This is a genomic window from Martinezella tropici, assembly GCF_003287875.1.
Taxonomy (GTDB): Bacteria; Pseudomonadota; Alphaproteobacteria; order Rhizobiales; family Rhizobiaceae; genus Rhizobium; species Rhizobium tropici_C.
Map to the genome: position 1 here is coordinate 21,389 of NZ_QMKK01000022.1, position 24,362 is coordinate 45,750.

Genomic DNA, 24,362 nt, shown 5'->3' on the forward strand with positions numbered 1-24,362 from the left:
AAGCGTGAGCAGCGATTCATCAAGAAACGCGGCGCGGCCATTGGCCTCGCGCGCGCATATCAACGCGGTCGGTTGGGGCCAGGGCCTCTCGACGATCGTTCGTATCACCCATATGACGCTGCGCCACCCCTGGCAGACAAGCTTGGCCATAGGAGCAACTTTTGTAGCTGCAACGTTGCAGTTGACGATCCCCAGGCTTCTGGGTCGAGCCGTCGACCAGACACAGACGGCGGTTGCTGGTGGCGCTGCTGGCCAGATCGCGGAAAATGCTTTGATGACGACGGCTCTGCTGCTGCTTGTCGTCAGCATCCTGCGCGGCCTGTTCACGATGGTGCAGAACTATTACAGCGAATCCGTCGGCCACCACATGGGCTATGAGCTCCGCCTCGCCTGTTACGAGAAAATCCAGCAGCTCTCCTTCAGCTTCCACGACAAGGTCCATTCCGGCGATCTCATCACCGTAGGCCTGCTCGATCTCGAAGGCGTGCGCATGTATTTCTCGACCGCCCTGGTGCGCACGGTGTTGCTCACCATGCTGATCGGCGTCGGCGCCTATATGCTGCTGTCGACCGATGTGGCACTCGGCCTGCTCGCCCTGAGCTTCGTGCCCTTCGTCGCGTGGCGCTCCTCCGTCACGCAGTTGCGGCTGCGTTCGACCTGGCTCGAGCTGCAGGAACGGCTCTCGGTGCTGACGCGCGTGATGGAAGAAAATCTCGGCGGTATCCGCGTCGTCCGTGCCTTCGCCGCCCAGGCGCATGAACTCATGAAGTTCGACCGCGCCTCGCATAACGCGCTTTCGCTGGCCCATAAGCGCGTCGGCATCCGCGTCATCAATACCAGCGCCATGAACCTCTCCTTCTTCGTGTCGATGGGGCTGGTTCTCTGGCTGGGTGGTCTCAAGGTCATTGCGGGCGAGATCAGCGTCGGCACGCTGGCCTCCTTCCTGACCTTCATGACCATCCTGCAGATGCCGGTACGCCAGCTCGGCCTGATGGTGAATGCCTTCGCCCGCGCATCGACCTGCGGTTCTCGGCTGTTTGCACTGCTGGATCTCGATATTCCCATCAAGGATGCACCGGATGCCAAGCCGCTTGTCGTAACCGACGGTACGCTGCGTTTCGAGAATGTCGACTTCAACTATCCCGGCTCGGAAACGCGGCCGGTGCTGAAGAATATCTGTTTCGAGGCAAGACGCGGCGAGACGATCGGCATCGTTGGCCCGCCCGGCAGTGGCAAGTCCACCATCGCCCACCTCATTCCGCGCTTCTATGATGTCACGGCCGGGCGGATCACCCTCGACGGCCAGGATATCCGCAAGGCGACGCTGCAATCGCTGCGGCAGAACGTGGCCGTCGTGCAGCAGGATTCCTTCCTGTTCACGACAAGCATCGAGAACAATATCGCCTATGGCGATCCCTGGGCAAAGGAAACCCGCATTGAGCGCGCCGCCGAGTCGGCACAGCTGCACAACTACATTCTCGGCTTGCCCGCCGGCTACACCACGGTCGTCGGCGAGCGCGGCGTGTCTCTTTCCGGTGGTCAGCGCCAGCGCCTGACGATCGCCCGCACCTTGATGCTGAAGCCGGCCGTGATGGTCTTCGACGATTCCACGGCGGCGATCGACGCTGCAACCGAGCAGCGCATCCGTAGCGCCATGAAGCGCTTCTCGCGGGATCGCGTGACGCTGATCATCGCCCACAGGCTGAGTTCGCTCATGCATGCCGACCAGATCCTCTTTATTGAGGACGGCGAGATCGTCGAGCGCGGCACCCATGAGCAGCTTCTGGCCGCTGGAGGCCGATACAAGGCGCTTTACGATCTGCAGGTTCGCCCGGAGGACGATGTCATCAGGACATCCAGTGGCGGCACGCTCGAAAGGGCAAAAAGGGAGGTTTGACAATGTCGGAAATCACCGAAACCGAGCGCAATGACGTGCGCGAGGATGGTCGCCGCCCTCCCCGTGCCGTGGTCGGCTCGCACCGCGTCGAAGAGGAGGTCTTCGGCAAGGTCTTCGACAGCAAGATCATTCGCCGCATCTGGGCCTTCGTAAGCCCCTATCGCCGCCAGATCTATATTTCGGTCGCGGCCGTTCTGCTGTTCACGGGATCACAGATTATCATACCGCTCGTCATCCGGCATGCGATCGACAATGCGATGGCACCGGGCGCCATAGACTACTCGGCACTCTGGCTGTCTCTCGCAATTTTCGCGGCGGCAATTCTCGTCAATTACGGGGCGAGCTATGTGCAGGAGACCTTTGTCGGCCAGGTCGCGGAGGAAGTGCTGTTCGACATACGCCGGGCGATGTTTGCGCATCTGCAGCGCGTCTCGCTGTCCTTCATGGACAAGACGGAAGTAGGACGCCTGATGTCGCGCTTGCAGGGCGATGTTAACTCCATGCAGGAATTCCTTGAAACTTCAGTGCTTTCCGTCGGTGACATAGCCCTGCTTTTCGGCATCGTCATCGTCATGCTGTCGCTGGATTTCCGTCTTGGCCTGCTGACGCTTTCCGTCATGCCGATCCTCTTCATCGTGCGGCTGTTCTGGCTGCCGAAGGCGCGCCTCGCCTTTATGAACGCGCATGAGACCAACTCCGTCACCAACGGCGCGCTGGCCGAAGCAATCCATGGCGTGCGCGCCGTTCAGGGCATGCATCGGCAAGGGGTCAACTTCTCGCTTTTCGACGACAAGGCGCATACCAATCTTCAAGCGCATCTGACGGCGGCGCGCTATGCGCAGATCATGGTGCCGATCGTCGATACGCTGACCGGCATGGCAATGGCGATCGTCATCATCGTCGGCGGCTCGATGGTCCTGAACCACAGGCTCGATGTCGGCATCATGGTCGCCTTCCTGTTCTACATCCAGCGCTTCTTCGACCCGATCCGCTCCCTCACCATGCAGTATTCGGTCATGCAGCGCGCCATGGCGTCCGGGCAGCGACTGACCGAGGTGCTCGATGTACCCATCGACATCAAGGATGCACCCGATGCCGTCGAGCTTTCGCGGGACATGGACGGCTCGGTGGAGTTCCGCGACGTCGTCTTCGGTTACAATCCCAAGCATCCGGTGCTGAAGAATGTCAGTTTCAGGGTCAATCCGGGTGAAACCGTAGCGCTGATCGGCCCCACAGGTTCGGGCAAGTCGAGCTCGATGGCACTTATCCATCGTTTCTACGACGTGCAGCAGGGCCAGGTACTGGTCGGCGGTCACGACGTGCGCTCCCTCACCCAGGATTCGCTCGGCCGCCAGATCGCCATGGTGTTGCAGGAGCCGTTCCTCTTCACCGGCACTGTGCTCGATAATATTCGCTATAACAAGGCGGAGGCGACGCGCGAGGAAGTCATAGAAGCTGCCAAGGCCGTCGGTGCGCATGAGTTCATCATGCGTCTTCCGGATGGCTACGATTCCGTTCTCGGCGAGCGCGGCGGCGATCTTTCGCTCGGCCAGCGCCAGCTCGTGAGCTTCGCCCGCGCCCTTGTCGCTGACGCCAAGATCCTCGTACTCGACGAAGCGACAGCGAATATCGACAGCTACACCGAAATGCTGATCCAGAAGGCACTGGTGAAGCTGCTCGAGGGCCGCACCGGCCTCGTCATCGCCCATCGTCTGGCCACCATCCGCGAGGCCGATCGCATCATCGTGCTGCAAAATGGTCAGCTGCTTGAAAGCGGCAACCACAATCAGCTCATGGCGAATGGCAAACTCTATTCGAAGCTCTATAATCTCAACTACGCGTCGTTCGACGATATTCCGGAGGAGGAAGTCTCCGCTTCGGTGCCGGCGGAGTCGCGAACCTAAAGCAATTCGCGGAAAAGTGCGTGGCGGTTTTCGTCCAGAATTGATTTGAAAACAATGGGATAGAGCGGTTCAGAGATTCCATGAAGAGCTGAACTGCTCCAGACATGCCGCGCGAGCTGTGAGGACATAATCGCCAATGGTCGACAGTATTCTGGTTCTCTACGGTTCCTACCGGTCGGATCGTGTCGGCATCCGTCTTGCGAATTATATCGTAACCGGACTTCGCGAGCGCGGAAACGCCGTCGAACTCATCGACGCCAAGGCGGTTGGACTGCCGATGCTCGATCGGATGTACAAGGAATACCCCAAAGGTTCCGCGCCATCGGCAATGGAGCAGCTTGCCGAGAAAATCCGGGTGGCCGATGCCTTCGTTTTCGTTACGGGCGAATATAATTGGGGCATGCAACCCGGGCTGAAGAACCTGACCGACCATTACCTTGAAGAGTGGTTCTGGCGCCCGGCGGCAATTGCCAGCTATTCCGGCGGCCGCCTTTCCGGCGCCCATGCGGCAGTCTCATGGCATGGCACCCTTTCCGAGATGGGAATGGTCGTCATCTCAAGCACCCTCGCGGTCGCCAATATCTCGGCGGCGTTGGACGTTGACAGTAAACCGACCGGGAGCGGAGGCGATGCGTTGGCAAGAGCTTTCCCCCGTTTTGCTGAGGATCTCGCCTGGTGGACCGAGGCAGCAAAACACCAGCGCGCCCGCAAGGCACCTCCTTACTAAGAACTCGCGGCGTGGCTACAGCCGGGCACATCGCGCTTATTCCCATCTAGCCTCACATCAGCAGATTGAGTTCTCGTTTCGCGCACACGCCGGTTCATGATAGTAACTTGCATAATGCTAGTTACTCATGCTATCTGCCCTGCCCATGCAGAGAACCAGCTTCAGCACCTTCAAATGCCCAGCCGCCCGCGCGCTCGAAAGCGTCGGCGACTGGTGGAGCATTCTGATTCTGCGTGATGCCCTTCAGGGGTTGAGCCGGTTTGACGAATTCCAGAAGAACCTTGGAATTGCGCCGAACATCCTGACGCGTCGGCTCAAGCACCTAACCGATGAAGGCTTGTTCGAGCGGCGTCTCTATAGTGAGCGGCCGCCGCGCTACGAATATGCGCTGACCGACAAGGGTCGGGATTTCTTCCCGGTTCTGATGGCGCTTTTCACCTGGGGCAACCGGCATTTGCCTGCCGAAGAGGTCGCCGTGCGGCTAGCCGACGCCAATACCGGTGAAGACCGCGACCCGCTTCTCATCGACCGCGTCACTGGCCGCGCCTTTCAGCCTGAAGACACGATCCTCGTGCCTGGGCCTGCGGCCGACGAGGCCGTTCATGACCGCATCGCCCAGATGAAAGCATGGTTTCTGGGCTTCGACGCCTGACACAATAGGAGCAAGACATGGATCGTATCGTCGTTACCGGCATGGGGCTGGTTTCTCCCCTGGGTGTGGGTGTCAATGCGAGCTGGAAACGGCTGATCGAAGGCCGTTCCGGCCTCCGATTGCTGCCTGAGGAAATGGTAGGTGATCTCGCCGCCAAGATCGGTGGTGTCGTTCCCGATATAGCGGAGAACCTCGAAGCCGGCTTCGACGCCGACCGCTATGTGCCGGTTAAAGACCAGAAAAAGATGGACCGGTTTATCCTGTTCGCCATGGCGGCCGCCGAAGAGGCAATCCTGCAGGCCGGCTGGCAACCGACTGACGTCAGCGCTCTGGAACGGACGGCCACGATCATCGCATCGGGCGTCGGTGGCTTTCCCGCCATCGCCGATGCGGTTCGCACGGCCGAAACAAAAGGTGTGCGGCGTTTGTCGCCCTTTACGATCCCATCCTTCCTTGTCAATCTCGCCGCCGGCCAGGTCAGTATCCGTTACGGATACAAGGGACCGCTCGGCGCGCCGGTCACCGCCTGTGCCGCCAGCGTTCAGGCAATTGGCGACGCGGCGCGGCTGATCCGCTCAGGCGAGGCCGATATTGCCATCTGCGGCGGTGCCGAAGCCTGCATCGACAAGGTGAGCCTCGGCGGCTTCGCTGCAGCGCGCGCGCTCTCGACCGGCTTCAGTAACCGGCCGGAAGAAGCCTCCCGCCCCTTCGACAGCGGTCGTGACGGTTTCGTTATGGGCGAAGGCGCCGGCATGCTTGTGATCGAAACGCTGGAGCATGCGCTTGCTCGTGGTGCTACGCCGCTGGCCGAACTTGTCGGCTATGGCACAGCCGCCGATGCCTATCACATGACTGCCGGGCCGGAAGATGGCGATGGTGCGCGCCGGGCCATGCTTGCCGCCCTTTCTCAGGCTCGCATTTCGCCGGCCGAGGTCAAACACCTGAATGCGCATGCGACATCGACACAGGTCGGGGATCGTGGCGAGATGGAAGCGATCAAGACCGTCTTCGGCCGCGAGGGTGCAATTGCCGTCAGTGGCACGAAGGCCGCGACCGGCCATCTTCTGGGTGCCGCCGGCGGCATGGAGGCGATCTTCACTGTCATGGCGCTGCGCGACCAGATCGCTCCGCCGACCCGCAATCTGCAGGATCCGGATTCGGCGGCCGAGGGTATCGACATTGTTGGTGCCAAGGCGCGGCCGATGGCCATGGACTATGCGATATCCAACGGCTTTGGCTTTGGCGGCGTCAACGCCAGTGCTCTCTTCCGCCGCTGGCAGTAATCGCTTCCGCTTGATACCAAAGCGCGCTATGCTCTTCCCATATGGCTGGGATCGAACATGCGCGCTTTTTCCATAGCCGCTTTTCTCTGCTGCATCGCCTTCGCACCGGCCGCCCGCGCAGACGATCCGGTTCGAACGGCACAGAGCCTCATTGAACAACAGATCGAAGCTTTTCTGCACGATGACGCAGCGACGGCCTATTCCTTCGCCGCGCCCGGCATCAAGGCGCTCTTTCCGGACAAGGACACCTTCTTTGCCATGGTGAAGAAGAGCTATCAGCCGGTCTATCATCCCGGCAATTATGCCTTCGGCAAGAGCCGCGCGATCGACAACGGCGCGGTCGTCTATCAGGAAGTGCTGATCGCTGGCACCGACGACAAGGACTGGACCGCGATCTATCAGATAACCCGTCAGCCTGACGGCAGCTACAAGATCAATGGTGTGCAGATACTCCCAAAAGCAACGAGCGAGGGCATCTGAACATGGCTCATCCCAAACAAAACAGCGCGCCTCTGAGAAAGAAGCGCGCTGCTCGAGGGTTTGAGCCAGTTGGTGCTAGCCGCGAATTCTAAGCGAATTTTCCGCAGGCGCGTTGCCGTCAAACTCCGGGCGCGGCTGCGGAATGACGACCGTCGATGCCGGCATTGGGGTATTCGTATAGGTGGTTTCGCCGCTCGAAAGCGGTCCCGAAATTGCCATGTCCGTGGGTGCCGGTGTCGGGATCGGTACCGCAGCCGGGATCAGAACGGCACTCTGCGGCATCGTCACCACCGGGTTGGAAACAGGCGTAAAGGCCATAACCGACGAAGCGGATTGCGCCGGCTGCGTTTCCGGCAGGACGAACGGAGATTGCGGCGCACCCTGCGTGGGCACATAATTCATCGCAACCTCGTAGGCCGGAAGCGGCGCGGGCGTCTGCAATTCACCATCGCGACCACGCTTCTCATAGAACGCGTTGCCGCCGGCATAAGCGACGTAGTGCATGTTATCGTAGGGGAACCTCAGGCCCTCGGTATGGAAGAACATTGCGTCCTTCACCTGGGGATGCCGTTCGCCGCGCAGGATCTTCGAGGCAGCGACCTCAAGATCGGGCTTTGCCTGATCCTTGACCTCCCTGGTCATCACGCCTGGCGCGAACTGCTTTTCCTGGGCGACGACGCCGCAGATCGTGGGCGGATAAGCACCGGAGGTCAGGCGGTTCATTACGACCGTACCGACGGCCATGTAACCGCTCGGGTCTGAACGCTCCGATTCGAAGTACATTGCACGTTCGAGACAGTCCTTGTCCTTCGTCGTGTAATTGTACGTTACTTTCGCGCCACGAATGGGCTTGGTGGTTTTGCTGGGGGTGGGGGTTGTCTTCTGCGTCGTCGTGCAGCTGGTAGCCGCTAGACCGACAATCAATAGCCCTGAAAGACATGCCCCGAATTTACGTTGCGCCCTCAACGGCAAGTGCCTCCTATTTTCGGTAGTACAGCCCTTATCGATCAAGAGAATGCGTTTTAGCCGGATTTTTTCAAAATTCCAAGCGGCCACACAATCAAATCAGCCAATGACGTTTTTCAAAGGCGGATGGACCGTTTATTCCGATTCGCTATTTTTCCCAATGCTTTATTGTCGCCAGGTTCATTTTGAAACACGGCCGGAAACGGAGATTGCCTAGGGCAAGTCCATTCCAGCCGGCTCAAAATGACGTTGGTTAAGGATAGCAATCAATCGATAATAAATGATTTACCAACAGGGCAAGGTCCATGCGCCAGCCGACTTCGATGAGAATTCGCCCCGGTGCAAAACAATAAAACGACCAATTGCCACGTATGGCCGAAGGTGGCTTCCAGATCTCGCAGCCACTCGATTTCGCCCGTTCGAACAACAGATCGACGGCTTCTCGAGAGGGCTGCATGAAGCCGATATGATAGGTATTGCGGCCAACAGAAACGGTATCGGCACCGCCGAATTTCTCGACAGGCCGGCTGATGACAAGTTCAAGCCCGGCATCATCGCGAAGGATGGCAAGGCCATTGGCGCCCCGCGTTTCCACCTCCGTCAGGCCGAAAACGGAAACAAAAAAATCCCGGGTCGCAGCGACATCGGGAACATGCAGATCCAGGTGGTTCAGTCTCATGACAGCTCCAAAAGGCTTTCCCGCGGAGACATGTCGGTCGATCCGGCCCACGTCAACGCGAGACACTCGACCACAATGGCCAAGTTCCGCGTCGCGGGCTCTCATCACCAATGGCAAGGAGCAGTGCTTCCATATTGGAAGGAGTTGGGCCTACCGAAACCAACCCTGCCTTTTTCGACACGCTTCTGTTAGCGCGAAATCGTCATGGGAGCAAGATCGCGTAGTGCATCCTCATCGTAGCTCAATCACACCGGCTCGAGATCGCCCCTCGCCCAATTCTCCATCGTTTCAGCCATGAAATCAGCGAAGCGGCCTTCGGCGATCGCCTGGCGGATGCCCTGCATCAGTTCCTGATAGTAGGCGAGATTATGCCAGGAGAGCAGCATGCCGCCGAGCGCTTCGTTGGCGCGGACAAGATGGTGCAGGTAGGCGCGCGAATAATCCCGTGACGCCGGGCAATTGGACTGCTCATCCAGCGGCCGCATGTCTTCGGCGTGGCGGGCGTTGCGGATGTTGACCTTGCCGCGACGCGTGAAGGCCAGTCCGTGACGGCCCGAGCGGGTCGGCATCACGCAATCGAACATGTCGATGCCGCGGGCGACCGATTTCAAAATGTCGTCGGGCGTGCCGACCCCCATCAGATAGCGCGGCTTTTCCGTCGGCAGCTCCGGAAGCGTGATCTCGAGCATACGCAGCATAACCTCCTGCGGCTCGCCGACGGCAAGGCCGCCGACTGCATAGCCCTTCAGGTCCATGCCGCTCAATGCCTGTGCGGAGCGGACGCGCAGCTCAGGCACGTCGCCGCCCTGAACGATGCCGAACATTGCCTTGCCGGGCTGATTGCCGAAGGCCACCTTGCAGCGTTCCGCCCAGCGCAGCGACATTTCCATGGCGCGTTCGATCTCCTTCGGCGTTGCCGGCAGGGCGACGCATTCGTCGAGCTGCATCTGGATATCGGAATCGAGCAGCCCCTGGATCTCGATCGATCGTTCCGGTGACATGTGATGCAGGCTGCCATCGACATGCGATTTGAACGTGACGCCCTGCTCATCGAGTTTACGCAGACCGGACAGCGACATGACCTGGAAACCGCCGGAATCGGTGAGGATCGGATGCGGCCAGCGGATCAGCTCGTGCAGGCCGCCAAGGCGGGCGACACGCTCGGCGGTCGGGCGCAGCATCAGGTGATACGTATTGCCGAGGATGATATCGGCGCCGCTTTCGCGCACCTGATCGAGATACATGGCCTTGACGGTGCCGACCGTGCCGACAGGCATGAATGCCGGCGTGCGGATCGTGCCGCGCGGCATGGAAACTTCGCCGAGGCGCGCACCGCCGTCGGTCTTCTTCAATTGAAACTGAAAGCTCTCGCTCATCTCGTTCTAGTCTTTCCGGTAGAGCAGGCTGCCATCGCCATAGGAATAGAAGCGATAGCCCGTCTCGATAGCATGTGTATAGGCCGCGCGCATGGTATCGAGGCCCGCAAAGGCCGATACGAGCATGAACAGGGTCGAGCGCGGCAGGTGGAAATTGGTCATCAGCATATCGACGGCCTTGAAGCGGTAGCCGGGCGTGATGAAGATGCCGGTAGCACCCTGCCAGGGCTGGATGGTGCCATCGTCGGCGGCAGCACTTTCGATCAGTCTCAGCGAGGTCGTTCCGACACAGACGATGCGCCCGCCCCTCGCCTTGACGGCGTTGAGCCTGGCGGCGGTTTCGGCATCGACATAGCCAATCTCGAAATGCATCTTGTGATCATCGGTATCATCGGCCTTGACCGGCAGAAAAGTACCGGCGCCGACATGCAGCGTCACGAAATGACGCTCGACGCCCATGGCATCAAGTGCGGCAAACAGGGATGGCGTGAAATGCAGACCCGCAGTTGGTGCTGCGACGGCACCCTCTTCCCGCGCATAGATCGTCTGATAGTCGGCGCGATCGCGCTCGTCTTCCGGGCGCTTCGCAGCGATGTAGGGTGGCAGCGGAATATGCCCAACGCTGGCAATCGCCTCATCGAGGGCGGGACCGGATAGATCAAACCGCAGGGTAATCTCGCCGCCCTCGCCTTTTTCCTCGACCGTGGCGTCGAGCGAACCGAGCGCGCAGACATTTTCGCCGTGACCGAACTGGATGCGGTCACCGATCTTGATGCGCTTCCCGGGCTTGGCAAAGGCCTTCCAGCGATCCGGCGCGACACGCATATGCAGCGTCGCCGAGACCTGCTGGCCAGGCGCGCCTTCGCGATGGCGAATGCCTTCCAGCTGTGCCGGTATCACCTTGGTATTGTTGAAAACCATGGCATCGCCGGGGCGCAGGAAAGATGGCAGATCCCGCACCTGATGGTCACTCAGCGTGTTGGCACCATCGTTTGGATCGACGACGAGCAGACGCGCGCTATCGCGCGGCTCGGCGGGCCTGAGCGCGATACGCTCATCCGGCAGATCGAAGTCGAAAAGGTCAACACGCATTCAGGTCGTCCAGGCAGTTCATTCAGGCAAAGCGAAACCCGCCCCTCACGCCATAAGCGCAAGAGGCGGGTTTCAGGAATAATCACGATCAGACGTCGGCGGCAACCCGCGCGGATACGATCGAATCCGGATCCTTCACCGGTTCGCCGCGCTTGATCTGGTCGACGAATTCCATGCCGGAGATGACTTGGCCCCAGACGGAATACTGCTTGTTCAGCCAGGGAGCATCAGCGAAGCAGATGAAGAACTGGGAGTTGGCCGAGTTCGGGTTCTGCGAACGGGCCATGGAGCAGGTGCCGCGAATATGCGAGGTCGCGGAAAATTCCGCCTTCAGGTCCGGCTTGGAGGAGCCGCCCATGCCTGCGCGGCCCGGGTTGAAGGTTTCGCTGCCCTGCTTGCCGAACTGCACGTCGCCGGTCTGGGCCATGAAGCCATCGATGACGCGATGGAAGACGACGCCGTCATAGGCCTTCTCGCGGGCGAGTTCCTTGATGCGGGCGACATGCTCGGGGGCGACCTGCGGCAGAAGCTGAATGATAACCTGGCCCTTGGTGGTTTCCAGGATGAGGGTGTTTTCTGGATCCTTGATCTCAGCCATGTTCGTTTCCTCTTCTCTCTTCTTGATTGCGCATGATCCTGTCCAAAAATCGCGTCGAGCTTTTTGGGATCATGCCTGTGACATTACTTCTTGGTGACCGTAACCTTGATCATCTTGTCCGGGTTGCTCACTTCGCCGTTCTGACCTTCGCCGCGCTTGATCTTGTCGACAAGCTCCATGCCGGAGATGACCTTGCCGACGACCGTGTATTGACCATTCAGGAAAGCACCATCAGCGAACATGATGAAGAACTGCGAATTGGCGGAATTCGGGTCCTGCGCGCGTGCCATGCCGACGGTGCCGCGCTGGAACGGAACCTTCGAGAATTCGGCCGGAAGGTTCGGCAGGTCGGAACCGCCGGTGCCGGCCTTGTTCGGATCGTAGCTCTTCGTCGCATTGCCGTACTGGACGTCGCCGGTCTGGGCCATGAAGCCATCGATGACGCGGTGGAAGACGACGTTGTCGTAAGCACCCTTCTTGGCCAGCGCTTCGATCTGCGCGACATGCTTCGGCGCAACTTCGGGCATCAGCTGGACGACGACAGGGCCGTCCTTGAGCTGGATCGTCAGGAGATCGGCGGCCGCAGCCGAGATTGCGCTGCCTGCGAATGCGGCAAGGCTCAAAGCGCCTGCCAATGCGATATGAAAGAGTTTCATTAGTGCTCCGTTCGGAAATGAATTCGGGCTCAGTTTTTGACGCTGGCCGTATCTTTGAGTTTGCCGGTCAGGGCTTCCAGAACCGCTGACGGCACAAAGGCGCTGACATCGCCGCCCATGGATGCGATCTGCCGCACCAATGTGGCGGTTATGGGCCGCGAGGCCGTACCGGCGGGCAGAAACAGCGTCTGGATATCCGGCGCCATCTGCCGGTTCATGCCGGCCATCTGCATTTCATAGTCGAGGTCGGTGCCATCGCGCAGGCCGCGCACCAGCAAGGTGGCGCCATGGGCGCGGGCGGCATCGACGACCAGATTGTCGAAGGCGACGACGGAAATGGCACCCGCCTTCTGCGGCACAGCCTCGGCGAGCGATCTGCGGATCAGCTCCGCCCGCTCCTCGAAGGAGAAGAGCGGCTTCTTGCCGGGATGAATGCCGATCGCGACGATCACATTCGAGGCAACGTTCAACGCCTGCACGAGGACATCCAGATGTCCATTGGTCATCGGGTCGAAGGATCCGGGATAAAAGGCTGTCGTCATACCAGGCCGGCTCGTTGTTTTGACGCCTTTTGTCACGGATGGGGCCGCATCGCAAGTCATTTGCAACCCGGGGACCGCCTCTGAACATCGGATGAACGCGACGTTCAAGCCTGTTTCAGCTCGACAATGCTTTACTGGCTTCAACATCGAAACGGGCCCTGGCTCAATGGCTCATCGATCTCCGTCTCAGGGAAATCATTCCATGCTCGTCTTCATTATCGCAGGCGCCATCGTCGGTTCATTTCTGGTCGAATACCTCGTTCATCTTTTCGCCGACAATTATGAGATCGAATGGGATTCTGATTTTGAAAGCGGCAAAGATGTCGATTTTGCCCAAGAAATCGCCACTGCCATGCGCAAAACGCATCGCGAATCTGAACGCCAGATGAACAAGCTATTCAAGGTCGCTTCAGGCGCGCATTGCTAGATAGACCTCAAGATCGGCGGAACCATTTAGGAAACGCCGCGTTAACAGTCCGAAACTCAGCTCGCGTATTGCGGCAAGAAGGAAGAAGAGTATGCCCGACAAGATCACCCTCATTAACGTTGTTTGGATGGCCATGATTTCGGGAATGCTCGCGGCAACCGTTGCACTTTACGATCAGAAACCCGACCAGTCGAAGGTCTACGGTCCCTTTGCTTCGGCTCGTCCCTTCGTTGCCACGAGCCAATACTAAAGGGATCTGAACGCTAGTCCCACCAAAGGAGGGAGCGATCATGTTCACAATTTTGACGCTGCTTACGCTTTTTATCAGCATCATGTTCATCGTGTCAGTCGCATCCACCATTTCGGCGCTCCATCGCGAAAGCGAAGAGAGCAAGAGATTGCATAAGCGTCATAAGACGCTCTGATCTCCGCGTACCGAGCATCCTCTCCCCGCCAGATGCTCGGATGGACCATGAACCGGACGCTACCCGCCAGCGTCCGGTTTTTTATTGCCAATACATTGACCTTCGCATCCTGTCACCCTCCGCAAGCATATGATCTTGCTTCGAGAAGCGCGGCGGTAGCCACGATCGTGCTATGATGAGTCGGTTCAATGGGGGATCGACATGCGCGTTATTCTGACAGGCAGTTCAGGGCGGCTTGGCCGAGCAATCTTCAACGTGCTGTCGGCAAATCACTCAACCGTAGGAATCGATCGTTCGCCGTTTTCGACAACGCATCTCGTCGGAGATTTTACCGATGCGGTGCTGCTGCGCCAAGCGTTGGCTGGTGCGGATGCGATCGTCCATTGCGCAGCGCTGCACGCTCCACATGTCGGAACGATCTCCGACGATGAATTTCGCCGCATCAATGTGGAGGGAACGCGTTTTCTGGCAGAAGCGTCCCTCGCGGCCGGTGTGAGGCGGCTGGTGTTTACGAGCACGACGGCGCTTTATGGCCACGCAGCCGCTCCCGGCCGTTGCACATGGATTGATGAAGACACCGCGCCACAACCGAAAAGCATCTATCACCGCACGAAACTGGAAGCCGAACGGATCCTGGCGGACATGGCCGGTCCAGATTTGCAGGTACGCGTTTTACGCATGTCTCGAAGCTTTCCGGAACCGGCCGATGTGATGGCCGCCTACCGGCTGCACCGTGGCGTCGATATCCGGGACGTGGCCGATGCCCATCTCGTGGCATTGACGAATGGCGGCAGGGATTTTCAGCGGCATATCATTTCAGCCGGCACGCTGTTCAAACCCGAGGATTGCGAGGCACTCGCCGTTGACGCAGCCTCCATCATCCGATTGCGTGCTCCGGGCCTCGCTGCGATATTTGCACAGCAAAACTGGTCTCTGCCGCAAAGCATCGATCGCATCTACGCCTCGAAATCCGCAGGCACGGTCCTCGGATGGCATTTCCGCTTTGGCTATGACGAGGTTCTCGCTCAGCTTGATCGGGAAAGCCTCGAGGTTCTGCCACCCTTCTCCCGAGACAATAAGCAGTCCGAGTAGATCCTACCGCGATCCTCCGGCAAGTCAGCCTGTGCTCCAAAAACAATCGCACGAGCCTGTTGCCAAGCTCATGCGATTGAAAAATTTCCATTTTCAAGCAGGTCAGTCGGATCGGTGTCCAGCTTTCCCGACCGGATTGCAGCGCGATTTTATTCTGCGCCGCCACCCTCGACATCTCCTGCCTCGCCGGCAACAGCGTCATCTTCGGCCGTTGCATCATCTTCGCCTTCCGGCTCGCTGATGCGCTCGACGGACACGACCTTCTCATCCTTCGCAGTGGAGAAGATGGTGACGCCCTTGGTGGCGCGGCTGGCGATGCGAATGCCACCGACGGGCACGCGGATCAGCTGACCGCCATCCGACACGAGCATGATCTGATCGCCGTCCTCGACCGGGAAGGCGGCGACAAGTTCGCCGATCTCGCCCGTCTTCGACGTATCGGTGGCGCGGATACCCTTGCCGCCGCGGCCGGAGATGCGGAAATCATACGAAGACGACCGCTTGCCGAAGCCCTTTTCCGAGACCGTTAGAACGAACTGTTCGAGCGCCTTGAGTTCTTCATAACGCTCGTCGCTGAGCTGCCCCTCTTCGGTGACCTCTTCGCCGACCAGCGCAATCTCCTCGTCGTCTCCCGTTGCGGAGCGGCGCTCGTTGACGGAGCGCTTCAGATAGGCGGCACGCTCCCAGGGCTCTGCATTCACATGCCGGACGATCGTCATCGAGATGATCCGGTCTCCGGATGCAAGACTGATGCCGCGCACGCCGATGGAGTTGCGGCCGGCAAAGACGCGCACGTCCGAAACCGAGAAACGAATGCACTGGCCGAGCGCCGTCGTCATCAGCACGTCGTCATGCTCGGTGCAGGTCTCGACGGAGAGGATTTCGTCACCCTCCTCCTCGAGCTTCATGGCGATCTTGCCGTTGCGGTTGACCTGCACGAAATCCGACAGCTTGTTGCGGCGCACGGTTCCGCGCGTCGTCGTGAACATGACGTCGAGATTATCCCAGCTATCCTCATCCTCGGGCAGAGGCATGATCGTGGTGATGCGTTCGCCGGGCTCCAGCGGCAGCATGTTGATCAGCGCCTTGCCGCGTGATGTCGGCGTGCCGATGGGCAGACGCCAGACCTTTTCCTTATAGACGATACCACGGGACGAGAAGAACAGGACGGGCGTGTGCGTATTGAGAACAAATAGCCGCGTAACGAAATCTTCATCGCGGGTCGTCATGCCCGAGCGGCCCTTGCCGCCACGGCGCTGCGCACGATAGGTGGTCAGCGGCACGCGCTTGATGTAGCCGAGATGGGAAACGGTGACGACCATGTCCTCGCGGGCGATCAGATCCTCATCGTCCATCTCGAGACCACCATCGACGATCTCGGTGCGGCGCGGCGTTCCGAACTCGTCGCGAACAGCAGCAAGCTCTTCTTTTACAATGGCTTGGATGCGGGCCCGTGACGAGAGAATATCCAGATAGTCCTTGATTTCGACGCCGATCTGGTTGAGCTCTTCGTCGATTTCATCGCGACCGAGAGCGGTCAGACGTGCGAGACGCAGTTCGAGGATCGCGCGGGCCTGCTCTTCCGAGAGATTGTAGGTGCCATCCTCATTGATGCGGTGACGGGGATCATCGATTAGCCGGATAAGCGATTCGACGTCTGCAGCATTCCAGCGGCGCGTCATCAGCTCTTCGCGGGCCGATTGCGGATCCGGCGCCTGGCGGATGACACGGATGACTTCATCGATATTGGCGACGGCAATCGCCAGGCCGACCAACACATGAGCGCGATCACGCGCCTTGCGCAGCAGATACTTCGTGCGGCGGCTGATGACTTCCTCGCGGAAGGCCACGAAGGCGCGCAGCATGTCCATCAGGTTCATCTGCTCCGGCTTGCCGCCGTTCAACGCCACCATGTTGCAGCCGAAAGAGGTCTGCAGCGGCGTATAGCGATAAAGCTGGTTCAGGATGACGTCGGCATTGGCATCGCGCTTCAGCTCGACGACCACGCGATATCCCTGGCGGTCGGATTCGTCGCGCAGATCCGAGATGCCCTCGATGCGCTTCTCGCGCACGAGTTCGGCCATCTTCTCGATCATCGACGCCTTGTTCACCTGATAGGGAATCTCGGTGATGATGATCTGCTCGCGATCGCCGCGCATCGGCTCGATGGTCGCGACACCGCGCATGACGACCGAACCGCGCCCCGTCTCATAGGCGGAGCGGATGCCGGCACGGCCGAGAATTTTCGCACCCGTCGGGAAATCCGGGCCTGGGATGATCTCCATCATCTCGGGCAGCTCGATTGCCGGATTATCGATCAGCGCAATGCAGCCGTTGATGACTTCGGAAAGATTGTGCGGCGGAATGTTGGTCGCCATGCCGACGGCGATACCGCCTGAACCGTTGACAAGCAGGTTCGGGAAGCGCGCCGGCAGAACCTTCGGCTCCTCCGTCGTGGCGTCGTAGTTTTCCTGGAAATCGACCGTTTCCTTGTCGATATCCTCCAGAAGCTCATGGGCGACCTTCGCCAGGCGCGATTCCGTATAACGCATCGCCGCCGGCGGGTCGCCGTCGATGGAGCCGAAATTGCCCTGCCCGTCGATGAGCGGCACGCGCATCGACCAGTCCTGCGCCATGCGGACCAAGGCGTCATAGATCGAGGCGTCGCCATGCGGGTGATAGCTACCCATGACGTCAGCGACGGGACGGGCCGACTTCACATATTTGCGGTTCCAGTGATAACCGCTCTGATGCGCCGCATAGAGGATGCGCCGATGAACGGGCTTGAGACCGTCTCGAACGTCGGGAAGCGCGCGGCTGACGATGACGCTCATGGCGTAATCGAGATACGACCGCTGCATTTCCTCCATGATGGAAATCGGCTCGATGCCTGGCGGGAGCTTCCCGCCGCCGGGTGGTGTTTGCTCAGTCAAAACAGATCACGATCTCTTTTAGAATCACTGCGAAATTTATAGCCGAAAGGCCTGGCGAGCGCCAATTTGGGCCGGTGTTTTTGAACAGGTTTTGCCCCTTTAAGCCATGGAATCGAACATTTCCATGGCGAAACTGATCGACACCGACGCATGACCCTTTGCCAAAGCCCATTCGTCGCATAACAATGCTTGATAACAGCGACAGAATAAGCTTTGGGGACTATATGGCGAGCGCGGATACGCTGATCAATGCCTTCACGACTCTGCTTGTCACTGTCGATCCGCCGGGGCTTGCACCGCTTTTCATCGGACTTACGGCTGGCATGAATCGCTCCGAGCGCAAACAGGTGGCTCTGCGCGGCTCGCTGATCGCCTTCTTCATCCTGGCAGCCTTCGCTCTATTCGGAGCGAGCGTGCTTGGCGTGCTCGGCATCTCCATCGGCGCCTTCCGCATTGCCGGCGGCCTGCTGCTCTTCTGGATCGCCTTCGAGATGGTGTTCGAGCGGCGGCAGGACAGGAAAGAGAAGACGACCGAAGTCGCGATCACGCAGGATCACATCCGCAATATCGCGGTCTTCCCCCTCGCCCTGCCCTTGATTGCCGGTCCCGGCGCCATCTCGGCCACCATTCTGTTGGCCGGCTCGCTACAGACGACGCTTGACCGCGCGCAGCTGATCGGCGTCATCGCCGTCAACCTCGCCCTGGTCTTTGCAGCCCTTGCCATTTCCGACAGGCTCGACCGTATGCTGGGCGCAACCGGCCGCGCCATTCTAACCCGCCTGCTCGGGGTTATCCTTGCGGCGCTTGCCGCGCAGTTCGTCGTGGATGGGGCAAGGGCGGCGCTGACCCTTTCGTGACAAAGCCCGGCATGAGGCGAGCTTTCAAAGTTCTCCCGCGTATGCTCAGCTCAGAAGGGGATGTCATCATCCAGATCGCGCGAGAAATTGCCGCCACCGCCCTGGTTGCCACCACTACGGTTGCCCCAGCTTCGCCGGATCCGGAGCCGTTCCTATTGTGAGGCTTCCGCGTATCGGATGATGCTTTGATTTTGCACGTTTTCGACCAATTCATCCGCTCGAGATAGAAGCCGGCGGAGCAAGGGAGAGGAATTTGCTTCGCTGTATCCCAGAGTGAGATCGACTGTCGGAGGCACACCTTCGAGCGCTCTGGCAACAACGTTTGGTGCCAGTATATTTTGCGCATAAAGCGGGAGAAGAGTAACTCCGCCAGTGGATGCGACGAGCGACATTGCCGACGATATGTTCTCGCCTTCGTATTTTGCCTTGAGTACGATCCCGGCGCTCGATGCGTAATCCTGGATGACAGCTTGCAATACCGGCGACGTTCTTGCCGAGCTGACGTAAATTTCGCTGGCGAGATCTTCCGGCCGAATCTTTTTGCGAGATGCCAAGCGATGGCTCGCCGGCAGCACGGCGAGTAGCGGCTCCTTCGCCAGCAGTTTGAAAGATAGGCCTAAACTTTGTTTCTCAGGGCGAAGGAAGGCCATGTCCAACTTTCCGCGCATAAGTGCAAGAGCAAGCTCCGGGGAGGATAGACTACACAATGTGATCTCGGTCTCCGGCGCCTCCTCGCGGATCATGCGCAATAGGTGAGGTAGCCACGTGACCTCCAGCCCGACCAGAAATCCCATAGCGAGTGTGGGCCTCTTCGGCTCTGCCGTTCGTCGGGCGCCTTCGATGGCCGCCTCGACTTGTAGAAGCGCCAGCCGAGCATGATCCAGAAAAACGCGCCCCGCATCCGTAAGCACAACTCCGCGTGCCTGTCGCTCGAACAGCTGAACGCCGACTTCAGATTCGAGATCGCGAATCTGCCGGCTCAACGATGGCTGCGAGGTGTTCAGTCGCCGTTGGGCAGCGGTCAATAAACTGCCCTGCTCGGCAACCGCAATGAAGTAGCGTAAATGGCGGAGTTCCATCCGATCCTCGCTATACTTCCAAGGCATAGGTCAAACGTACAAAGTCTTTGTCGCAGATGGAAGTGAAATCTACCTTCGCGCTGTAATCAACGAAGGAGAAAACAAAATGTCTACGGCATCCAAGCCTACCATCGTATTCTGCCATGGCCTCTGGGCGGATGGTTCATGCTTCAGCAAGGTGATAACGGTCCTGCAGGCGGACGGGCATGAGGTGATCGCCGTCCAATATGGCCTGGATTCATTCGAAGAGGATGTGGCAACGATCAAGCGCACGCTCAATCGCGTCGGCAGCCCTGTCATCCTCGTCGGCCATTCCTATGGTGGCGCGACCATTACGGCGGCCGGCATTGACCCGCGCGTGGTCGGCCTTGTCTATATCGCGGCCGTCGCCCCTGATGCGGGCGAAACCGTGCAGGACCAACTCAACAAATATCCCTCGGACATCTTCGGTTACGTTGAGATTGCTGACAACCGTGCTTGGCTGCTGCCGAGCGGCACCCAGTTCTTTTGTGGCGACCTTTCACAAGACGAGCAGAAGCTGGTTTGGGCGACCCATTTCGCGCCTGGCGCCGACGTGCTCAACCAGCAGAAGCTAGCGGCAGACCAGGTGGCGTGGCGGACCAAGCCGAGCTGGTATGTACTTGCGACCGAGGACCACACCGTGCATCCCGATCTCCAGCGCTGGGTTTCGAAGCGCATGGGGGCGACTGTTACCGAGGTGGCAAGCAGCCATGTGCCGATGCTCTCCCAGCCCGCCGCCGTCATCGAAGTAATCCGGAAGGCGGTGGGCGCTGTTCAGAACGGCTGGTGAAAGCCATTATTCACTCAACGAATGGTGAGAGACTGCCCGCAGGGCGGTCTCTCTTACCTATGTGAAGCGTACGGCTTTATTTTACAGAACGTTCCACCCTCTTATCTCAGAACGGGATGTCGTCATCCAGATCGCGCGAAAAATTACCGGCGCCCTGGCTGCCACCGCCACGATTGCCTCCCCCGCTGCGGGATGAGCCCTGCGCGGAGGATTGACCATAATCGTCGCCGCCACCGTAGTCGCCGCCATAACCGCCGCCGAAATCACCACCGCCACGGCCACCACGGCTGCCGCCTTCAATGGAGCCGCCGCCTTCGCCGCGGCCATCGAGCATGGTCAGCGTCGAATTGAAGCCCTGCAGCACGACTTCGGTCGAATAGCGGTCCTGACCGCTTTGATCCTGCCACTTGCGGGTCTGCAGCGCACCTTCGATGTAAACCTTGGCGCCTTTCTTCAAATACTGTTCCGCGACTTTGCAGAGACCTTCATTGAAGATGACCACACGGTGCCACTCGGTCTTTTCCTTACGCTCACCGGAATTGCGGTCGCGCCAGGTTTCCGAGGTCGCAATGTTGAGGTTGGCGATCGGGCGGCCGTCCTGCGTGCGGCGGATTTCCGGGTCCGCCCCGAGATTTCCAACCAGAATTACCTTATTCACACTACCGGCCATGACACCACCCTGCTTGCCGCCCATCGACGGCTTTGAAATTCTATCGGCGCACCTTAACCCATAGCGGCTGTCAGGTGCTATTTATGCGGCCTTCCCAGTTCCGTTCATCCACAAAGAAATCGCCGCGATGATTTTGTTCTTTATTTGTTCTAATTTATCCCTATGATGATGTCAACGGAATCGAAAACCCGGCTCTACTCTTCATTTCAGCCTCGACTCGCGGGCTGACATCACTAAATAAAGGCAGACTCCAAGGGACCTGCATACGACGATGAGCGAACTGAAGACTATTTCCATACGTGGTGCGCGCGAGCACAATCTCAAGGGCATCGATCTTGACCTGCCACGCAACAAGCTGATCGTCATGACCGGCCTTTCCGGCTCCGGCAAGTCGTCGCTCGCCTTTGATACGATCTATGCCGAGGGCCAGCGTCGCTATGTCGAAAGCCTTTCGGCCTACGCACGCCAGTTCCTGGAAATGATGCAGAAGCCTGATGTCGACCAGATCGACGGGCTCTCGCCGGCGATCTCGATCGAGCAGAAGACCACCTCACGCAATCCGCGCTCGACGGTCGGCACGGTCACGGAAATCTACGACTATATGCGTCTGCTGTTTGCCCGCGTCGGCGTTCCCTATTCGCCTGTGACGGGCCTGCCGATCGAGAGCCAGACGGTCAGCCAAATGGTCGACCGCGTTCTCGCTTATGACGAAGGCACCAGGCTTTACATCCTGGCACCGCTCGTGCGCGGGCGTAAGGGCGAATACAAGAAGGAACTGGCGGAGCTCATGAAAAAGGGCTTCCAGCGCGTCAAGGTCGACGGCCAGTTCTACGAGATCGCCGATGTGCCTGTTCTCGACAAGAAATACAAGCACGACATCGACGTGGTCGTCGACCGTATCGTCGTCCGGCCCGACATGGCGGCGCGTCTCGCCGACAGCTTCGAGACCTCGCTGCGTCTTGCCGACGGTCTTGCCGTCGCGGAATTCGCCGACAAGCCGTTGCCGCCTGAAGAGACCGCTGCCGGCGGTTCGGCCAACAAGTCGTTGAATGAGACGCATGAGCGCGTGCTATTCTCCGAGAAATTCGCCTGTCCGGTTTCCGGCTTCACCATTCCGGAAATCGAGCCGCGGTTATTCTCCTTCAACAATCCCTTCGGCGCCTGCCCGTCCTGCGACGGGCTGGGCTCGCAGCAGAAGATCGATCCGGAACTGATCGTGCCGGAGCCGGAACGTACGCTGCGCGATGGCGCGATCGCTCCGTGGGCCAAGTCGACCTCACCCTATTACAACCAGACGCTGGAAGCGCTCGGCAAGCATTACGGCTTCAAGCTCGGCAATCGCTGGAACGAGCTGTCCGACAAGGCCAAGGATGTCATTCTGAACGGCACGGAAGACAAGATCGAATTCCATTATGCCGACGGTGCGCGCTCCTACACCACGCACAAGAATTTCGAAGGCATCGTGCCGAACCTCGAGCGGCGCTGGAAGGAAACGGATTCCGCCTGGGCGCGCGAGGAGATCGAACGCTTCATGTCGGCCGCCCCCTGCCCGGCCTGCAACGGCTATCGCCTGAAACCGGAAGCCCTGGCGGTCAAGATCAACAAACTGCACATCAGCCAGGTGGCGGAGATGTCCATTCGTGTTGCCCGCGACTGGTTCGACGCGCTGCCGGGAACGTTCACTGACAAGCAGAACGAGATTGCTGTCCGCATCCTCAAGGAAATCCGCGATCGCCTGCGCTTCCTCAACGATGTCGGTCTCGAATATCTGAGCCTGTCGCGCAATTCAGGCACGCTGTCCGGCGGCGAGAGCCAGCGCATCCGGCTTGCATCGCAGATCGGTTCAGGATTGACGGGCGTTCTCTACGTTCTCGACGAGCCCTCCATCGGACTGCATCAGCGCGACAATGCCCGCCTGCTGGAAACGCTGAAGCATCTGCGAGATATCGGCAACACCGTCATCGTCGTCGAGCATGATGAGGATGCGATCCTGACCGCAGATGATGTGGTCGATATCGGCCCGGCAGCTGGCGTCCATGGCGGCCAGGTGGTGGCGCATGGCACGCCGCAGGATATCATGGCGAACCCGAAGTCACTGACCGGTAAATATCTTTCCGGCGAACTCGGCGTGCCGGTTCCGGATGAGCGCCGCAAGCCCAAGAAGGGCAAGGAAATCAAAGTCGTCGGCGCGAGAGGGAACAACCTCAAGAATGTCACGGCGTCTATCCCGCTCGGCGTCTTCACGGCGGTTACCGGCGTGTCCGGCGGCGGCAAGTCCACCTTCCTGATCGAGACGCTTTACAAGTCGGCGGCACGCCGCGTCATGGGCGCCCGCGAAATCCCGGCCGATCACGACCGCATCGACGGTTTCGAACATATCGACAAGGTCATCGATATCGACCAGTCGCCGATCGGCCGCACGCCGCGATCGAACCCTGCGACCTATACCGGCGCCTTCACGCCGATCCGTGACTGGTTCGCCGGATTGCCGGAAGCCAAGGCTCGCGGCTATCAGCCCGGCCGTTTCTCCTTCAACGTTAAGGGAGGCCGCTGCGAGGCCTGCCAGGGCGACGGCGTCATCAAGATCGAGATGCACTTCCTGCCCGACGTCTACGTCACCTGCGACGTCTGCCACGGCAAGCGCTATAACCGCGAAACTCTCGACGTGACCTTCAAGGGCAAGTCGATCGCCGACGTGCTCGACATGACGGTCGAAGAAGGCGTCGATTTCTTTGCGGCCGTTCCCGCCGTGCGCGACAAGCTGCAGAGCCTGAAGGATGTCGGCCTCGGCTATATCAAGGTGGGACAGCAGGCCAATACGCTTTCAGGTGGCGAAGCGCAGCGCGTCAAGCTAGCCAAGGAATTGTCGAAGCGATCGACGGGCCGCACGCTCTACATCCTCGACGAACCCACAACCGGACTGCACTTCCACGATGTCGCCAAGCTTCTGGAAATGCTGCACGAACTGGTCAATCAGGGCAATTCGGTTGTCGTCATCGAGCACAATCTCGAAGTCATCAAGACCGCCGACTGGATCCTTGATTTCGGTCCGGAAGGTGGCGATGGCGGCGGCGAGATCGTTGCCGTTGGAACGCCGGAAGCGGTCGTCAACGAAAAGCGCTCCTATACGGGACAGTTCCTGAGGGAACTGCTGGAGCGGCGTCCGGTGAAGAAGGTTGCGGCGGCGGAGTGAGGTTCACCCGGCTGAATGTCCAA

The 24,362-nt window shown here is 59.5% G+C and carries 23 protein-coding genes; 13 read left to right on the forward strand and 10 right to left on the reverse strand.

The annotated features are described in order from the left end of the window. The first annotated feature begins 4 nt into the window (after window positions 1–4). The 6 genes from DQ393_RS05265 (at window position 5) to DQ393_RS05290 (ending at window position 6,943) form a co-directional block, all read left to right on the forward strand. On the forward strand, window positions 5–1,897 hold the full coding sequence (locus DQ393_RS05265; protein ID WP_112340757.1) for an ABC transporter ATP-binding protein: 1,893 nt from the start codon (window positions 5–7) through the stop codon (window positions 1,895–1,897). Between the two features lie 2 nt (window positions 1,898–1,899). Next, a complete protein-coding gene (locus tag DQ393_RS05270; protein WP_112340758.1) occupies window positions 1,900–3,801 on the forward strand; it encodes an ABC transporter ATP-binding protein in 1,902 nt (633 codons plus the stop codon). Window positions 3,802–3,937: 136 nt separating this feature from the next. Further along, the gene (locus DQ393_RS05275; RefSeq protein ID WP_112340759.1) at window positions 3,938–4,528 is read left to right on the forward strand and encodes an NADPH-dependent FMN reductase; all 591 of its coding nucleotides are present in this window, start codon (window positions 3,938–3,940) and stop codon (window positions 4,526–4,528) included. A gap of 145 nt (window positions 4,529–4,673) precedes the next feature. Next, window positions 4,674–5,180 (forward strand): winged helix-turn-helix transcriptional regulator, encoded by a 507-nt coding sequence (locus DQ393_RS05280; protein WP_112341053.1) that lies wholly within the window; start codon window positions 4,674–4,676, stop codon window positions 5,178–5,180. Between the two features lie 17 nt (window positions 5,181–5,197). Beyond that, window positions 5,198–6,463, forward strand: a complete 1,266-nt coding sequence (fabF, locus tag DQ393_RS05285) for a beta-ketoacyl-ACP synthase II (RefSeq protein WP_112340760.1) — start codon at window positions 5,198–5,200, stop codon at window positions 6,461–6,463. A 57-nt stretch (window positions 6,464–6,520) separates the two neighbouring features. Beyond that, window positions 6,521–6,943 carry a DUF4864 domain-containing protein gene (locus DQ393_RS05290; RefSeq protein WP_112340761.1) on the forward strand — a complete coding sequence of 141 codons (423 nt, stop codon included), beginning with the start codon at window positions 6,521–6,523 and terminating at the stop codon, window positions 6,941–6,943. A 75-nt stretch (window positions 6,944–7,018) separates the two neighbouring features. Here the strand turns inward: DQ393_RS05290 and DQ393_RS05295 are convergent, their stop codons facing one another. The 7 genes from DQ393_RS05295 to coaD all read right to left on the reverse strand — a co-directional run bounded on the left by DQ393_RS05295 (window position 7,019) and on the right by coaD (window position 12,852). Further along, window positions 7,019–7,909 carry a cell wall hydrolase gene (locus tag DQ393_RS05295; protein ID WP_112340762.1) on the reverse strand — a complete coding sequence of 297 codons (891 nt, stop codon included), beginning with the start codon at window positions 7,907–7,909 and terminating at the stop codon, window positions 7,019–7,021. Between the two features lie 253 nt (window positions 7,910–8,162). Next, the gene (locus tag DQ393_RS05300) at window positions 8,163–8,588 is read right to left on the reverse strand and encodes a VOC family protein (protein ID WP_112340763.1); all 426 of its coding nucleotides are present in this window, start codon (window positions 8,586–8,588) and stop codon (window positions 8,163–8,165) included. Between the two features lie 245 nt (window positions 8,589–8,833). Next, the gene (gene tgt, locus DQ393_RS05305; protein ID WP_112340764.1) at window positions 8,834–9,964 is read right to left on the reverse strand and encodes a tRNA guanosine(34) transglycosylase Tgt; all 1,131 of its coding nucleotides are present in this window, start codon (window positions 9,962–9,964) and stop codon (window positions 8,834–8,836) included. A gap of 6 nt (window positions 9,965–9,970) precedes the next feature. Continuing rightward, window positions 9,971–11,056, reverse strand: a complete 1,086-nt coding sequence (queA, locus tag DQ393_RS05310) for a tRNA preQ1(34) S-adenosylmethionine ribosyltransferase-isomerase QueA (protein WP_112340765.1) — start codon at window positions 11,054–11,056, stop codon at window positions 9,971–9,973. Between the two features lie 88 nt (window positions 11,057–11,144). Beyond that, window positions 11,145–11,654 (reverse strand): peptidylprolyl isomerase, encoded by a 510-nt coding sequence (locus DQ393_RS05315; RefSeq protein ID WP_112340766.1) that lies wholly within the window; start codon window positions 11,652–11,654, stop codon window positions 11,145–11,147. Window positions 11,655–11,737: 83 nt separating this feature from the next. Beyond that, the gene (locus tag DQ393_RS05320; protein WP_112340767.1) at window positions 11,738–12,310 is read right to left on the reverse strand and encodes a peptidylprolyl isomerase; all 573 of its coding nucleotides are present in this window, start codon (window positions 12,308–12,310) and stop codon (window positions 11,738–11,740) included. A gap of 29 nt (window positions 12,311–12,339) precedes the next feature. Beyond that, a complete protein-coding gene (coaD, locus tag DQ393_RS05325; protein WP_112340768.1) occupies window positions 12,340–12,852 on the reverse strand; it encodes a pantetheine-phosphate adenylyltransferase in 513 nt (170 codons plus the stop codon). Window positions 12,853–12,943: 91 nt separating this feature from the next. On the opposite strand from coaD, the gene DQ393_RS05330 reads away from it, so the two are divergent. From DQ393_RS05330 to DQ393_RS05335, 4 genes are all read left to right on the forward strand, one after another. Then, on the forward strand, window positions 12,944–13,279 hold the full coding sequence (locus DQ393_RS05330; protein WP_245430260.1) for a hypothetical protein: 336 nt from the start codon (window positions 12,944–12,946) through the stop codon (window positions 13,277–13,279). A 91-nt stretch (window positions 13,280–13,370) separates the two neighbouring features. Beyond that, window positions 13,371–13,529, forward strand: a complete 159-nt coding sequence (locus DQ393_RS33335; protein WP_162943881.1) for a hypothetical protein — start codon at window positions 13,371–13,373, stop codon at window positions 13,527–13,529. A 40-nt stretch (window positions 13,530–13,569) separates the two neighbouring features. Beyond that, entirely contained in the window at window positions 13,570–13,704 is a 135-nt protein-coding gene (locus DQ393_RS34085) for a hypothetical protein (RefSeq protein WP_281023965.1), read from the forward strand. 201 nt (window positions 13,705–13,905) lie between these two features. Then, window positions 13,906–14,796, forward strand: coding sequence for an NAD-dependent epimerase/dehydratase family protein (locus DQ393_RS05335; RefSeq protein WP_112340769.1), 891 nt, complete (start codon window positions 13,906–13,908; stop codon window positions 14,794–14,796). 149 nt (window positions 14,797–14,945) lie between these two features. On the opposite strand, the gene gyrA is transcribed toward DQ393_RS05335, so the two are convergent. Continuing rightward, window positions 14,946–17,729 carry a DNA gyrase subunit A gene (gene gyrA / locus DQ393_RS05340; RefSeq protein WP_112340770.1) on the reverse strand — a complete coding sequence of 928 codons (2,784 nt, stop codon included), beginning with the start codon at window positions 17,727–17,729 and terminating at the stop codon, window positions 14,946–14,948. 224 nt (window positions 17,730–17,953) lie between these two features. On the opposite strand from gyrA, the gene DQ393_RS05345 reads away from it, so the two are divergent. Further along, window positions 17,954–18,586, forward strand: a complete 633-nt coding sequence (locus DQ393_RS05345) for a MarC family protein (RefSeq protein ID WP_112340771.1) — start codon at window positions 17,954–17,956, stop codon at window positions 18,584–18,586. 152 nt (window positions 18,587–18,738) lie between these two features. Here the strand turns inward: DQ393_RS05345 and DQ393_RS05355 are convergent, their stop codons facing one another. Further along, the gene (locus tag DQ393_RS05355) at window positions 18,739–19,665 is read right to left on the reverse strand and encodes a LysR family transcriptional regulator (RefSeq protein ID WP_112340772.1); all 927 of its coding nucleotides are present in this window, start codon (window positions 19,663–19,665) and stop codon (window positions 18,739–18,741) included. 106 nt (window positions 19,666–19,771) lie between these two features. On the opposite strand from DQ393_RS05355, the gene DQ393_RS05360 reads away from it, so the two are divergent. Beyond that, window positions 19,772–20,476, forward strand: coding sequence for an alpha/beta hydrolase (locus DQ393_RS05360; protein ID WP_112340773.1), 705 nt, complete (start codon window positions 19,772–19,774; stop codon window positions 20,474–20,476). A gap of 106 nt (window positions 20,477–20,582) precedes the next feature. Here DQ393_RS05360 and DQ393_RS05365 read toward each other — a convergent pair whose 3' ends face one another. Next, window positions 20,583–21,146, reverse strand: coding sequence for a single-stranded DNA-binding protein (locus DQ393_RS05365; RefSeq protein WP_112341054.1), 564 nt, complete (start codon window positions 21,144–21,146; stop codon window positions 20,583–20,585). Between the two features lie 271 nt (window positions 21,147–21,417). Here DQ393_RS05365 and uvrA point away from each other — a divergent pair, with 271 nt between their 5' ends. After that, a complete protein-coding gene (gene uvrA, locus DQ393_RS05370) occupies window positions 21,418–24,339 on the forward strand; it encodes an excinuclease ABC subunit UvrA (protein ID WP_112340774.1) in 2,922 nt (973 codons plus the stop codon). Window positions 24,340–24,362: the final 23 nt, after the last annotated feature.